The following is a 13614-nucleotide window of genomic DNA, read 5'->3' as shown; positions in this document are numbered from 1 at the left end:
GCGAGGGATGCCATGTCCGACCAGCACGACCATGAATCCGATCATGAACCCGCTCACGGGCACGGGCATGGGCACGGGCATGGGCGGGCGGAGGGCGGGCGCGGCGGGATCGGGGCCGTGCTGGGCAGGATCGGCCACGCCATCGCCCCCCACAGCCACGACACCTCCGACAAGACCGACAGTGCCCTGGAGGCCAGCGACCGGGGCATGCGCGTGCTGGCCGTCTCGTTCGCCGTGCTCATGGTCACCGCCGCCGTCCAGGCCGTCATCGTCGCCGCCTCGGGCTCCGTCGCGCTGCTCGGCGACACGCTGCACAACTTCGCCGACGCCCTCACCGCCGTGCCGCTGGCGATCGCGTTCTCGGTCGGCCGCCGCGCCGCCGACCGCCGCTTCACCTACGGCTACGGCCGCGCCGAGGACCTGGCGGGCATCGTCATCGTGCTGCTCATCACCGCCTCGGCGGCGCTGGCCGGGTACGAGGCGGTGCGGCGGCTGCTCGACCCGCAGGAGATCAGGGCCGTGGGCTGGGTGGCCGCGGCGGCGGTGATCGGGTTCGCCGGGAACGAGTGGGTGGCCCGCTACCGCATCAAGGTGGGCAAGGAGATCGGCTCGGCCGCGCTGGTGGCCGACGGCCTGCACGCCAGGACCGACGGCTTCACCTCGCTGGCCGTGCTCCTCGGCGCGGGCGGCGCCGCGCTCGGCTTCCCCGTGGTCGACCCCGTCGTGGGCCTGCTCATCACGATCGCCATCGGCTTCGTCCTGCGCGACGCGGCCCGCGAGATCTACCACCGCCTCATGGACGCCGTGGATCCCGCGCTCGTGGACGACGCCGAACGCATCCTGGCCACGGTGGACGGGGTGCGGCGGGTGGAGTCCGTACGGCTGCGGTGGATCGGCCACGCGCTGCACGCCGAGGTGGAGATCCTCGTCGATCACGACATGTCGGTCGTGGCGGCGCACAAGGTGGCCGTCGAGGCCGAGCACCGCCTCATCCACGACCTGCCCCGGCTGCGCGCCGCCACCGTGCACACGGACCCGGACGGCCCGGACGGCGCCGACCACCACGCCAGCCTCACCGCCCACCGCGACCCGTGAGGTCCAGGATCCGTGAGGTCCAGGATCCGCGAGGTCCAGGATCCGCGAGGTCCAGGACCCGTGAGGTGCGCCCGGCCCTTCGAGGGAGATCTCCGACCCCGCCGATCCCGGCATCACCGCGGCCGGAAAGGGTAGGTTGGGGCGAGTGTCCGCAGCCGCCCTTCCCGCCGTCACGCCGCCCGCCCGTCCAGCCGCGCGACTCGCCTGGCTGGACGCCCTGCGCGGCATCGGCGCGCTCGCCGTGGTGGCCGAGCACCTGCTGCCGTGGTTCCTGCCCGCGCTGCGGCCCTACTGGTTCAGCCTGGGCGTCTACGGCATCCTGGTCTTCTTCCTGGTCAGCGGCTACATCATCCCGACGTCCCTGGAGCGCCACGGCGACGTCAGAGCCTTCTGGATCAGCCGCTTCTTCCGCCTCTACCCCCTCTACCTCGCGGTCATCGTCCTCGTCCTGGCCCTTTCGTGGTGGGTGCCGGTGCGGGGGGAGGTGCCGCGCGACGGGAGCGCGGTGGCGGCGCACGCGACCATGCTGCTCGACGTCGTCAGCGTCGGCGGCGTGGCCGACACCATGTGGACGCTGTCGTACGAGATGGTGTTCTACCTGCTCGTCACGGCGCTGTTCCTGATCCGCGGGCACGATCGCAGCGGGCTGCTGTCGATGGGGTTCGCGGCGGGGGCCGTGGTGGTGGGGCTGGTGGCGTCGGGCGCGGTGCTCAAGGGCGGGTGGCCGGCGTACGTGTCGTGCGCGGTGTTCGTCGTCGGCCTGGCCGGGGTGCTCCTGGGCAGGCTCCGTACGCTGTCGGCCTGCGTGCTCGGCCTCATGGCGGTGACGTTGCTGGTGCTGAGCAGCCGGGTGCCGTGGCTGGGCACGGCGGTGCTGGCCGTGATGTTCGCGGGCACGGCGATCCATCGCTGGGAGCGCGGGACCGGCGGGTTGTGGCCGGTCGCGGTCACCTCGGCGCTGGTCGCGATCTCGCCCCTGTGGGCGATCGAGAGCGGCTGGTGGTGGGTGGAGGCCGACGTGTGGATCACCACGATCGCGCTGGCCGGCGCCACGTTCGCGATCGGGATGGCGCTGCGCGGGCGGCGGCTGCCCCGGGTGCTGGTGTGGTTCGGGCTGATCAGCTACTCGCTCTACCTGGTGCACCACCCGCTGCTGAAGTACTTCGTGGAGATCTCCGGCGACCTGCGGCGGGCGGACCTGCCGGTGCAGCTCGGCATGTCGGCGCTGGCGCTGGCCGTGGTGCTCGGCGCCAGCGCGCTGACCTACCGCTACGTCGAGCGGCCCATGCAGGAGCTGGGCCGCCGCGTGTCACGCCGGAGCCGTCACGGGCTCCAGGGCGGCGGCGATCAGCGGGTGGCGAGCCAGGACACCGGAGACGACGGGGTCCTCGGCCATCAGGAACGCCAGGTGCCTGACCGCGTGCGCGACCACGTTGGCCAGGCCGACCCGCTCGGGTGACGGCGTCGCGGGCGCCTCGCCGCGGGCGATCTCCAGCACCGGCACCTCGACGGCCGCCAGCCACGGCTCCGGATCGGGGCAGATCGCGTACGTCAGCACGATCCTCCCGCCCGGCTCGTGCCGCCAGCTCGTGGAGTGCACGACCACACCCGGGTCGCCGGCCGTGACGCCGGCCAGCCTGCGGGCGGCCTCGTCGGGGCTTTCGCCGTGTAGTGGCCGGGTAATGGCATGCCGGTATGACCATCGCCTGTCGGTGCCCACCCGTAGCATGAGCGTCTCAACCGAGACCACGTGTCTCCCCGTCACCGACGACAACTTACTGCCAATCATATGCAACTGCGTTCATGAGGCATATGTGTCCTGGTCTTGAAACTTCGCGGCGGGCCGGGTTGTAGTCGAGGGCGTGCGAGAGAGAGGCCGAGACTGATGCCCGGTTTGCTGGTGCTGATGGGGTCGGGCGAGACGAGCCCGACCATGGTGGAGATCCACCGCGCCGCCGCGCGGACGCTGCGCGCGGGGGCGCGGGCCGTGCTGCTCGACACCCCGTACGCCTTCCAGGAGAACCGCGCCGACATCTCCGCCCGCGCTCGCGGATACTTCGCCCGCAGCGTCGGCCTGGATGTGGAGGTGGCGCCGGCGATCACCGGCGCCGACTGGGTGTTCTCCGGCCCCGGCAGCCCCACGTACGCGCTCGACAGCTGGGCCGGCTCCGGCGTGGCCGGCGACCTGCGGGCCAGGATCCGCGCCCGCACGGGCGTGACCGTGCTGGCCTCGGCCGCCGCCTGCACCGCCGGCCTGGCCACCGTGCCGGTCTACGAGATCTACAAGGTCGGCGCCGAGCCCCACTGGCGCGAGGGCATCGACCTGCTGGAGCCGCTCGGGCTGCGCGCGGTGCTGATCCCGCACTTCGACAACGCCGAGGGCGGCACCCACGACACCCGCTACTGCTACCTCGGCGAGCGCCGGCTGTCGCGCATGGAGCGCGAGCTGCCGCCCGGCACGGCGGTCCTCGGGCTAGACGAGCACACCGCCCTGATCATCGACCTGGAGACCGAGTCGGTGCGCGTCTCGGGCCGCGGCGGCCTGACCGTGCGGCGGCCCGGCTCGCTCACGGTCCTGCCCACAGGCACCGGCACCGACCTCGCCGAGCTGCGCCGCCTGGCCGAGGGCCGCGCCGGCGCTCCCGTCCCGCTCCCGGCTCGCGGCTCCGTGGCGGGCGCGCCCGCCGAGGTGACGCTGGAGGAGTCGATCCGCTCCTGCGAGGAGCTCTTCAAGATCGCCGCCGACCGGCCCGACATGGTGGCGGCGGCGCAGGCCGTGCTCGACCTGGAGGCGGAGATCGTCAAGTGGGCCGCCGACACGGAGGAGGACTCGGGCGGGGTGGAGCAGGCCAGGGAGCTGATGCGGCTGCTGATCGCCCGCCTGGGCGAGCTCGCCCAGGCGGCCGGCCGTCGCTCCGAAGGGCTGCCCGCGCTGGTGGAGCCACTGCTGGAGCTGCGGGCGGAGCTCCGGGGGAAGGGGTGTTACGACGTGGCGGACGCGTTGCGGGACGCGATGGCGCGCGGCGGCGTGGCGGTCGAGGACACCCCCGGCGGCCCCCGCTGGTCGGCGGTTTCCTGAGCGCCTCGCGGCCGCGCCGTTAGAACGTCCTGGCGATCTGCCTGGCGCGTTCGTCCGCCTGCTTGCGCTCGTCCTCGTACGAGCCCGTCAGCGTCGGATGGTGCCGGATCGTCCGCACGTCGCCCACGCCCGCCCACCTCAGCCACTCCTCGAAGAACGTCGACTGGAAGTCGATCCCGAACTCCGGCCCCAGCCCCGGCCCCCACACCGCGCTGGTGTAGACGACGGCGGCGCGCTTGCCCGTGACGAGGCCGCGGTAGCCGGTCCCGGGGTGCACGTCGAAGACCATCGCGGGCTGGCTGACGACGTCGATGAACTGCTTCAGCTTGTACGGCACCCCCGCGTTCCACATCGGCACGCTGAACAGGTACCGGTCGTAGGCGTCGAAGCGCTCGAACGTGCGCACGGCCGCGGCCCACGCCTGCGCCTGCTCGCCCTGCGGGGTTCCGCCCCCGAACACGGTCATCTTGGCGTGCGCGGCGGCCGGGCCGAACTCGGGGAGCGTGCCGTCCCACAGGTCGAAGTGGTCGGCGGAGGAGCCGGGGTGGGTGGCGAGGTATTCGTCGGTGAACGTCCGGGCGACGGCCAGGGAGATGGACTCCGCTCCGCGCGGTGAGGCGGAGATGTGCAGCAGGCGGCTCATGGTGCCGGGTCCCTTCGGTGGAGAGGAATCGGACTGTGGTCCGGTTATCTGAGCCGACAATACGGACTATGGTCCGGTTGGTCAAGCGAAAGAAGGCCGGGCGCCGTCGGGCGGCACCCGGCCTGGGGGCGGGGGAGTGCTAGCGGCGCGGCGGGTCGATGCGGGCGCCGTCCGGGGTGAAGATCATGATGCGGGACAGGTCCACCCCGACCTTGGCCGCGTCGCCCGCGCGCCAGATGGGCCGGCCGCCGAGCCGGACGATCAGGTCGGAGCGGCGGTGGATGCCGCTGTTGGGGTTCGCGCCGACCTGCTCCTGGTCCTGCCACTCCTGCTCCTGGCGCGGGAACAGCCGCCGCACCAGGCCCGACAGCTTGCCGGTGCCGTTCTTGTCGCCGTTGGCGCGCCCGCCCCGGCTGCGCGGGTCCGGCGGCTCGGGCACCGGTACGGCCGGCATTCCGCACTCCAGGTACGCCAGCCACTCGTGCCCGTGGTACTCCAGCGCCCGCACCCGCCCGAAGAACGCCGGCCCCTCGTACGACTCCGGCACCGGCGCCAGCCCGTCCGGCCGCAGCCCCACCAGGACCTGCCCGCCGGTGTGCTGAGAGATGGCGTACGCCCTGGGATCGCTCCACGGCATCGTGAGCCGGTGCGGGCCGAAGTCGAGCATCACGTACTGGTTCTGCGGAGTCCTGACACCCGCCGCCAACAGGTTCAACTGCTGGGAGTTGAGAAAGGCCGCCACGAAGGCCGTCGCTGGATCGTTGTAAATCTGGGCCGGAGTGCCGACGTCCTGGAGGACGCCGCGATTGAGAATCGCGATCCGGTCCGCCAGCGTCAGCGCCTCCACCTGGTCGTGCGTGACGTAGATCGTGGTGACGCCGAGCGACCTGACCAGCGCGGAGATCTCCATCCGCAGCTCGGTGCGCATGCCGGCGTCCAGGTTCGACAGCGGCTCGTCCATGAGGAACAGCCTGGGCTGGCGCACGATCGCCCGGCCCATCGCCACCCGCTGCCGCTGGCCGCCGGAGAGCGTGCCCGGGCGGCGGTCCAGCGTCTCGTCGATGTGCAGCGCCTTGGACAGCTCCGTGACGCGTTCGCGCACCATCGCCGGGTCGGACTTGGCGATCTCCAGGGGAAAGGCGATGTTCCCGCGCACCGTGCGGTGGGGGTAGAGGGCGCCGTTCTGGAAGACCATCGCCACGTCGCGGTCGCGCGGGGCCAGGTGGTTGGCCATCTGGCCGTCTAACCAGAGCTCACCTTCGGTGATCTCCTCCAGGCCCGCGATCATGCGCAGCAACGTGGACTTGCCGCATCCGGAGGGGCCGAGGAGGACGAGGAACTCGCCGTCTTCCGCCCGTAGGCTCAGCCGGTCGACTGCGAGGTAGTCGCCCGGATACACCTTGGTCACTTTGTCGAGAACGACCGAGCTCATGGGCTCACACCTTGCGCGCGTGTCACCTGTGACGAGGCTGATTGAAGAGGTAGTACATCGCGCCTTAACGCTAGATGTCCACCCTTGACATAAAGAATCTCTTTCGTGCGTGTTTCGGACGGGAGTTTTGGGTGTCCGTACGCCCAAATTTCCGGATCTGGTGGGCGTGGAAGGACTTGCGTAAAGTTGCGGAAAAGGCTTTCATAGTCGGGACGTTCGGGGGATGACTCGGGGGAGACCATGACCGCTTGGTGGCGAGACGCCGCGATCTACCAGGTCTACGTGCGCAGTTTCGCCGATGGCAACGGCGACGGCATCGGCGACCTGATCGGTGTTCGCGATCGCCTGCCGTACCTCGCCGACCTGGGCGTGGACGCCATCTGGCTGACGCCGTTCTACACCTCGCCGATGGCCGACTTCGGCTACGACGTGGCGGACTACCGCGACGTCGACCCGCTTTTCGGCTCGCTCGCGGACGCCAAGGCGCTCATCGACGAGGCCCACGAGCACGGGCTGCGGGTCATCGTGGACGTCGTGCCGAACCACACCTCCTCCGCCCACCCCTGGTTCCAGCAGGCGCTGCGCGGTGAGAGACGCGATCGTTACATCTTCCGCGACCGGCCCAACGACTGGGAGTCGATCTTCGGCGGGCCCGCGTGGACGCGGGTCGAGGACGGGCAGTGGTACCTGCACCTGTTCGACCCCTCCCAGCCGGACCTCAACTGGGACAGCGAGGAGGTGCGCGGCGAGTTCCTGTCGATCCTGCGCTTCTGGCTCGACCTGGGCGTCGACGGCTTCCGCGTGGACGTCGCGCACGGCATGGTCAAGCCGGCGGGCCTGCCCGACATCGGCCGCGGCAACCAGGCCAGGATGGTCGGCAGGGAGCCGGTGCCGTTCTTCGACAACGACGGCGTGCACGAGATCCACCGCACCTGGCGGGCCGTGCTCGACTCCTACCCCGGCGAGCGGATCGGCGTGGCCGAGGCCTGGGCGCCGACCCCCGAGCGGCTGGCCAGGTACGTCCGCCCCGACGAGCTGCACCAGGCCTTCAACTTCCACTACCTGTTCGCCCCCTGGGACGCCGCCGAGCTGCGCGCCGTGATCGACTCCTCGCTGGCCACGGCCGGCTCGGTCGGCGCGCCGACCACCTGGGTGCTGTCGAACCACGACGTCAAGCGGCACGTCACCCGCTACGGCAGCCTGGCCCGCGCCCGCGCCGCCGCGCTGCTGACGCTCGCCCTGCCCGGCTCGGCCTACGTCTACAACGGCGAGGAGCTCGGCCTGCCCGAGGTGCTCGACCTGCCGGCGGAGCTGTGCCAGGACCCGCAGCGGCTGCGCGACCCCGACAGCGGCCGCGACGGCTGCCGCGTGCCGATGCCGTGGACGCGCGACGGCGGCTGGACCGAGCCGTGGCTGCCCATCCCCGCCGCGTGGGCCGAGCTGAGCGTGCAGGCCCAGCGCGGCGTGCCCGGCTCGACGCTGGAGCTGTACCGCCAGGCCCTGCGGCTGCGCAGGGAGATCGACGGCGAGCTGGTTTGGCACGACTCGCCGGAGGGCACGCTGGTGTTCTCCCGCGGTACGTTCGTCTGCGCCGTCAACCTGACCGCGAGCCCCGTGGACCTCGGCTTCGACGGCGAGCTCCTGATCGCCTCCGATGTCCCTGGAGCAGCGGATTCGGCGGCCTGGTGGAAAGTAAAGTAAGTGCCATGAACGGTCACGCTCGCCTAGCCGACATCGCCGCCCAGGCCGGGGTGAGCGAGGCCACGGTCAGCCGGGTCCTCAACGGGAAACCCGGAGTCTCGGCCGCCACCCGCCAAGCGGTGATGACCGCGCTCGACCTCATGGGCTACGAACGCCCGCCCCGCCTGCGGCAACGCAGCAACGGGCTGGTCGGCCTGGTGACGCCGGAGCTCGACAACCCGATCTTCCCCGCGTTCGCGCAGGCCATCGAGAAGGCCCTGACGCAGCACGGCTACACGCCCGTGCTGTGCACGCAGCTGCCCGGCGGCGCCCCCGAGGACGAGTTCACCGAGCTGCTGGTCGATCGCGGCGTGAGCGGCATCGTGTTCGTCTCCGGGCTGCACGCCGACACCACCGCGCGGATGGACCGCTACACCCGGCTGACCGACCGCGGGCTGCCGATCGTGCTGGTCGACGGCTACAGCGAGCACATCGACGCGCCCTTCATCTCGCCCGACGACCGCATGGCCGCGCGGCTGGCCGTGCAGCACCTGGTCGACCTCGGCCACGAGCGCATCGGCCTGGCGCTGGGGCCGCGCAGGTTCGTGCCGGTGATCAGGAAGATCGAGGGTTACCGGCAGGCCATGGCGCAGCTCCTCGGCGCCGACGGCCTGGACGACCTGATCGCGCACTCGCTGTTCTCGGTCGAGGGCGGGCAGGCCGCCGCCGCCCAGCTCCTGTCCCGCGGCTGCACCGGCATCGTGTGCGCGAGCGACCTGATGGCGCTGGGCGCGATCCGCGCCTGCCGGGAGAAGGGGCTGTCGGTGCCCGGTGAGGTGTCGGTGGTCGGCTTCGACGACTCGCCGCTGATCGCGTTCACCGACCCGCCGCTGACCACGGTGCGCAAGCCGATAGGAGCGATGGCCTCGGCCGCCGTGCAGACCCTGCTCGAAGAGGTCAACGGCGCGCCCGCCAAGCACGTCGAGCTGATCTTCCAGCCGGAGCTCGTCGTGCGCGGCTCCACCGGCTCAGGGCCGCTGGTCAACCGGTGAGGGCCGACGTCCTGGTCCTCGGCGGGTCCGGGGTCGACACCACCGTGTACGTGCCCGAGCTGCCCCTGCCCTACCGCGACACCTACCACGTGCCGCCGGTCGTCGACCGGATCGGCAACACCGGCTCCGGCGTCGCGCTCGGCTGCCACGCCCTCGGGCTCGGCGTCGTCTTCGCCGACCTCATCGGCGACGACCCGCAAGGCGCCCTGATCCGCCACGCGCTGCGCGGGATCGACTGCCGCTGGGGCCCGGCCGAGGCCGGCACCACGCGCAGCGTGCTGCTCGTCGGCCCCGACGGGCGCCGGCTGTCACTGCACGACCCGAAGGCCACGCCCGGCGAGCGCCTGCCGGAGGAGCTGTACACCGGCGTCGACGCCGCGCACGTGCACGTGTCGATCACCGAGCGCTGCCGCGACGTCTTCCCCGGCCTGGAAGGCAGGCCCGTCTCCACCGACCTGCACGACTGGGACGGCGCCGACGACTACCACAAGGACTTCGCCTACCGCTCCGACCTGGTGTTCCTGTCGGCCACCGCGCTGAAGGACCCGGCCGCGGCGATGCGCGGCATCCTCGGCCGCGGGCGCGCCCGCACGGTCGTGTGCACGCGCGGCGCCGACGGCTGCCTCGTCCTGACCCGCGACTCCGGCGAGGTGCGCGCCTTCCCCGCCGCCCCGCTGCCCGGCCCGGTGGCCGACAGCAACGGCGCGGGCGACGCGTTCGTCTCGGGCTTCCTGTACGGCCTGCTGCGCGGCAGGCCGCTGGAGGAGTCCGTACGGCTGGGCGCCGTCGCCGGCGCGCACGCCTGCACGGTCACCGGCACGCACGAGTCGCCGATCAGCGAGCCGCTGCTGCTGGCCAGGGCTCAGGCGTCGGCAGGCTGACGCCGGTCGAGCTCCCGCCAGGCCCGGCAGACGAAGGGCGGCACGGAGATCAGCAGGTAGACGCCGGTGAAGACGAACAGGGTGGCGCCGAGGCCGATGACCGCGGTGAGCGCGCCGGCCAGCAGCCCGCCGAGCGGCATCCCCGCGTACGCGGCGGCCGTCATCGCGCCGATCACCCGGGCCCGCAGCGGGGCGGGGATCCGGCCGTACTGGAGGATGCCCAGGATGGGGTTGATCGCGCCCGCCGCGAACCCGGACATCGCCGTGACGGCGAGCGCGGCGGGGAACGGTGCGCCCAGGGCCAGCACCAGCACGCGCGGCACCCCGGCCACCAGGAAGCACCATCCGTACGTCAGCCGCATGGGTAATCGGTCGCCGGCCGTCCCGTACACGATGGTCCCGGCCACCGCGCCGGCGCCCAGCACGCCGGTGAGCAGCCCGAACGCCCGCGGGTCGCCGGTCATCTCGCGCGCGTACAGCGCCAGCAGCACCTGTGTCACGCCGGTGTCCAGCAGGTTCACGACCACGATCATCGCGGTGGCGCTGACCTGCAACCGGTCCCGCCACAGGAAGGCCAGCCCGGCGCGCAGCTCGCCGGCGTACCCGCCGGAGTCGCGCCGCGCCCGTCCCGCCCGGGGCACCCCCGCGGCGACCAGCGCCGCGGACAGCAGGAACGTCACCCCGTCCACCAGCAGCAGCATGCTCGGCCCGAGCCACAGGATGAGCACCCCGGCCAGCGGCGCTCCCACCATCGCGGCCCCGCGGTGGACGCCGTCGTAGGCGGACGTGGCCCGCTCGATCCGCACGCCGGCCGCCGCGGCCAGGTCGGGCAGCATGGCCTTGCGCGCGGTCTCGCCCGGGGTGGCCGCCAGCCAGCGCAGGAACAGCAGCGCCAGCAGCAGCGGGTAGCTCAGCCCGGTGGTCAGGAAGAGCGCCGGCACGGCCAGCACGATCAGCCCGCTGACCAGGTCGGACAGCACGCTCACCGTGCGGAACCCGAGCCGGTCCACGATCGTGCTGCCGAAGGCGGCGGAGATGACGATGGGGAGCGTCGTGGCGAACGAGGCCACCCCCGTGAGCACGGCGCTGCCGGTGGTCTCCAGGACGAACCACGGGACGGCGAGGAGGCAGAGCATGGTTCCCGTGACGGAAAGGGCGGTGGCGGCCAGCAAGGTGATGAATGCACGCCTCACGCGGTATGCCCCCGGGCAACGATTCCGATTGTCAGCGTTCCTCATGGGCGGCTTGTGGTCAAGGGAGCATGTTTGCATAGGCATGTCGTATATAAGGTGATTTGATAGTACGATTCCGGAGATCACGCCGTAAGACCGTCCACTGCCAGGGGCTCGCACATGACGGCTGAGAGTCGGACGCTGTTGATATCCGAGAAAAGGAGTCCCATGTACCGCTGGGAGATCGTGCGGGCGGTCACCGCGCAACGAGTGTTCGGGATCGTCAGGAGCGCGGGCCCGCAGGAGGCGGTGACCGCCGCCGAGGCCGTGCTGGACGCGGGGCTGCGGGCCGTGGAAGTGGCGCTCACCACGCCCCGGGCGCTCACGGCCGTCGCGCGCCTCACCGAGCGGCGGCCCGAGGCGCTGGTGGGCGCCGGCACCGTGCTCGACGAGGCCGCCGCCAGAGCCGCCGTCGAGGCGGGGGCGCGCTTCCTGGTCTCGCCCAGCCTGCACCCCGGGGTGATCCGCACCGGGCACCGCTACGGCGTGCCGGTCTTCCCCGGCGTCGCCACGCCGACGGAGATCGTCCGGGCACTGGAGGAGGGCGCGGACGCCGTGAAGATCTTCCCGGCGTCGGCTGTGACGCCGTCCTGGCTGCGCGCCGTGCGGGCCGCGCTGCCGCAGGTCCCCGCCATCCCCACGGGCGGCGTGACCGTCGACGACGCCCCGGGCTGGATCGCCGCCGGCGCCGTGGCCTGCGGCATGGGCTCCGCGCTGACCTCGGGCGGCGCGCAGGCGGCGGGGGAGCGGGTCGCGGCGCTGCTCGCCCGCCTCGCGCAGGCGGGCTGACGGGCGTGAAACTGCAGGGCCTGCACGGACAGGTGGTCGACGGTCTCGGCCGCTCGCTCGCCGCCGGCGAGCTGCGCGCCGGCGAGGTGGTGCGGCTGGAGGACGTCCAGGAGCGCTTCGGCGTCTCCCGTACGGTCGCCCGCGAGGCCGTACGCGTGCTGGAGTCCAAGCGGCTGGTCAGCAGCCGCCCGCGCGTCGGCGTCACCGTGCGCCCGATGAGTGCCTGGAACCTCTACGACCCCCAGGTGATCCGCTGGCGGCTCACCTCGCCGGGGCGCGAGGCGCAGCTGCGCGAGCTGGCCGAGCTGCGGGCCGCCGTCGAGCCCGCCGCCGCCGCGCTGGCCGCCCGGCACGCCGGGCCCGCGGTGCGGCAGGAGCTCGTGGAGCACGCGCGCGCCCTGACCGCGGCCGCGGCGGCCGGCGACAAGGAGGGTTTCGTGACCGCCGACGCCGCCTTTCACCGGGTGCTGCTCGGCGCGGCGGGCAACGGCATGTTCGCCCAGCTCGCCGAGGTGACGGAGGAGCTGATCGTGGCCCGGCGCGACCTGCTGCTCCTGCCCGAGCGGCTCGACAACCCCGCGGTGCGCCGCCACCTCGACGTGGCCGCGGCCGTCGCCGAGGGCCGCGGCGAGGACGCGGCACGGGCGGCCGGTTCGATCGTGGCGGCGGCGCGGGACGAGGTGGAGAGCATCCTCGGCGGCACCGCCTGCCCGCTCGTCACGTAACGGCGCGAGCGCGCCCCGCGCTGCCCGCGCCGGTCGCGCCGGTCGCGCCGGTCGAGCCGCAGGGTGCGAGGGTGCGCCCGTCGGCGTCAAGCGGTCGAGCCGGAGGGGGGTCCCTGCGCGGTCGCGGCGCCCGAGGCCAGGGCCCGCAGCTCGTCCGCGATCGACGGCCACAGGCCGCGCGGCAGGTCGTGACCCATGCCCGGGTACAGGACCAGCCGCGCGCCGGGGACGGCCGCGGCGATCTCCCTGGCCGACCGGACGCGCACCACGGGGTCGGCCTCGCCGTGGATGACGAGCGTGGGCACGGTGACGCCGCCCAGCCGCGGCAGCAGGTCGCCGGCCGCCTGGAGCGCGGCGGCCTGGCGCATCGAGCCGGGGCCGGGCTCCGGGCACCGGTCGAACATCGTCAGGGCGATCTCCCGCCACATCTCCTCGTCGAGCGGGTGCTCGGGCGTGGTGAGCGGCCGCACCGCCTCGACGAACGCCCGCGCGTAGCCCTCCCGCCCGGGCGCCGGACGCCGCAGCCCCTTGCCGATCATGCGCAGGATCGCGCCGGGACGCATCCTGCCGAGCCGCCACCCCGCGTACGAGGCGGCCAGGCCGAGCGTGCGCACCCGGTGCGGCCGGCGCAGCGCCGTGAGCTGCGCGATGACGCCGCCCGCCGCCGCGCCGAAGAGGTGGGCGCTGTCCCAGCCGAGCGCGTCCATGACGGCCACCGCGTCGTCGGCCAGGTCGTCCAGCGTGTACGCGGGCCGCCTCCTGGACGCGCCCTCGGCCTCGACCCGCGTGGACAGCCCCGAGTCGCGGTTGTCGTACCGGACCACCGCGAACCCCCTGGCCCCCAGCTCGGCGCAGAGCCCGTCCGCCCAGGCGACCATCTGCAGGGCCGTGCCGACGATCAGCAGCAGCGGCTCCCCCTCGCGAGGCCCCATCCGTTCGTAGGCGAGCTTCACCCCACCGTTGTGCGCGAACTCGATCGGCATCCCGCCGCCCCCTTGTTCAGTTT

At 72.9% G+C, this 13614-nt stretch carries 12 protein-coding genes; 8 read left to right on the top strand and 4 right to left on the bottom strand.

The genetic code is table 11. The features are described 5' to 3' along the window. The first annotated feature begins 12 nt into the window (after positions 1-12). The 3 genes from HD597_RS30110 to HD597_RS30100 all read left to right on the top strand — a co-directional run bounded on the left by HD597_RS30110 (position 13) and on the right by HD597_RS30100 (position 4174). Positions 13-1095, top strand: a complete 1083-nt coding sequence (locus HD597_RS30110; protein WP_253746303.1) for a cation diffusion facilitator family transporter — start codon at positions 13-15, stop codon at positions 1093-1095. Between the two features lie 145 nt (positions 1096-1240). Beyond that, positions 1241-2554 (top strand): acyltransferase family protein, encoded by a 1314-nt coding sequence (locus HD597_RS30105; RefSeq protein WP_253746302.1) that lies wholly within the window; start codon positions 1241-1243, stop codon positions 2552-2554. A 426-nt stretch (positions 2555-2980) separates the two neighbouring features. Then, positions 2981-4174, top strand: coding sequence for a CysS/YqeB C-terminal domain-containing protein (locus HD597_RS30100; RefSeq protein ID WP_253746301.1), 1194 nt, complete (start codon positions 2981-2983; stop codon positions 4172-4174). Between the two features lie 19 nt (positions 4175-4193). On the opposite strand, the gene HD597_RS30095 is transcribed toward HD597_RS30100, so the two are convergent. Both HD597_RS30095 and HD597_RS30090 read right to left on the bottom strand, forming a co-directional pair. After that, on the bottom strand, positions 4194-4817 hold the full coding sequence (locus HD597_RS30095) for an FMN-dependent NADH-azoreductase (protein WP_253746300.1): 624 nt from the start codon (positions 4815-4817) through the stop codon (positions 4194-4196). 139 nt (positions 4818-4956) lie between these two features. Next, positions 4957-6249 carry an ABC transporter ATP-binding protein gene (locus tag HD597_RS30090; protein ID WP_253746299.1) on the bottom strand — a complete coding sequence of 431 codons (1293 nt, stop codon included), beginning with the start codon at positions 6247-6249 and terminating at the stop codon, positions 4957-4959. A gap of 240 nt (positions 6250-6489) precedes the next feature. On the opposite strand from HD597_RS30090, the gene HD597_RS30085 reads away from it, so the two are divergent. The 3 genes from HD597_RS30085 to HD597_RS30075 are packed head-to-tail and all read left to right on the top strand — an operon-like array spanning position 6490 to position 9862. After that, positions 6490-7950 carry a glycoside hydrolase family 13 protein gene (locus HD597_RS30085; RefSeq protein WP_253746298.1) on the top strand — a complete coding sequence of 487 codons (1461 nt, stop codon included), beginning with the start codon at positions 6490-6492 and terminating at the stop codon, positions 7948-7950. A gap of 5 nt (positions 7951-7955) precedes the next feature. Beyond that, positions 7956-8981: a LacI family DNA-binding transcriptional regulator gene (locus HD597_RS30080; RefSeq protein WP_253746297.1), complete on the top strand. Its 1026-nt coding sequence runs from the start codon at positions 7956-7958 to the stop codon at positions 8979-8981. Further along, a complete protein-coding gene (locus HD597_RS30075; protein WP_253746296.1) occupies positions 8978-9862 on the top strand; it encodes a carbohydrate kinase family protein in 885 nt (294 codons plus the stop codon). The genes HD597_RS30080 and HD597_RS30075 overlap by 4 nt, the downstream gene beginning before the upstream one ends. On the opposite strand, the gene HD597_RS30070 is transcribed toward HD597_RS30075, so the two are convergent. After that, a complete protein-coding gene (locus tag HD597_RS30070; RefSeq protein WP_253746295.1) occupies positions 9844-11055 on the bottom strand; it encodes an MFS transporter in 1212 nt (403 codons plus the stop codon). The two genes, HD597_RS30075 and HD597_RS30070, sit on opposite strands and share 19 nt — an antisense overlap. Before the next feature lie 207 nt (positions 11056-11262). Here HD597_RS30070 and HD597_RS30065 point away from each other — a divergent pair, with 207 nt between their 5' ends. Both HD597_RS30065 and HD597_RS30060 read left to right on the top strand, forming a co-directional pair. After that, a complete protein-coding gene (locus tag HD597_RS30065) occupies positions 11263-11883 on the top strand; it encodes a bifunctional 4-hydroxy-2-oxoglutarate aldolase/2-dehydro-3-deoxy-phosphogluconate aldolase (RefSeq protein WP_253746294.1) in 621 nt (206 codons plus the stop codon). Between the two features lie 5 nt (positions 11884-11888). Beyond that, the gene (locus tag HD597_RS30060) at positions 11889-12608 is read left to right on the top strand and encodes a FadR/GntR family transcriptional regulator (protein WP_253746293.1); all 720 of its coding nucleotides are present in this window, start codon (positions 11889-11891) and stop codon (positions 12606-12608) included. A gap of 86 nt (positions 12609-12694) precedes the next feature. On the opposite strand, the gene HD597_RS30055 is transcribed toward HD597_RS30060, so the two are convergent. After that, positions 12695-13591: an alpha/beta fold hydrolase gene (locus HD597_RS30055; protein WP_253746292.1), complete on the bottom strand. Its 897-nt coding sequence runs from the start codon at positions 13589-13591 to the stop codon at positions 12695-12697. Between the last annotated feature and the right edge of the window lie 23 nt (positions 13592-13614).

This window comes from Nonomuraea thailandensis, from assembly GCF_024172165.1.
GTDB lineage: Bacteria > Actinomycetota > Actinomycetes > Streptosporangiales > Streptosporangiaceae > Nonomuraea > Nonomuraea thailandensis.
Note: the sequence above shows the minus strand (reverse complement) of the source record. Positions and strands in the feature narration are given on the sequence as shown.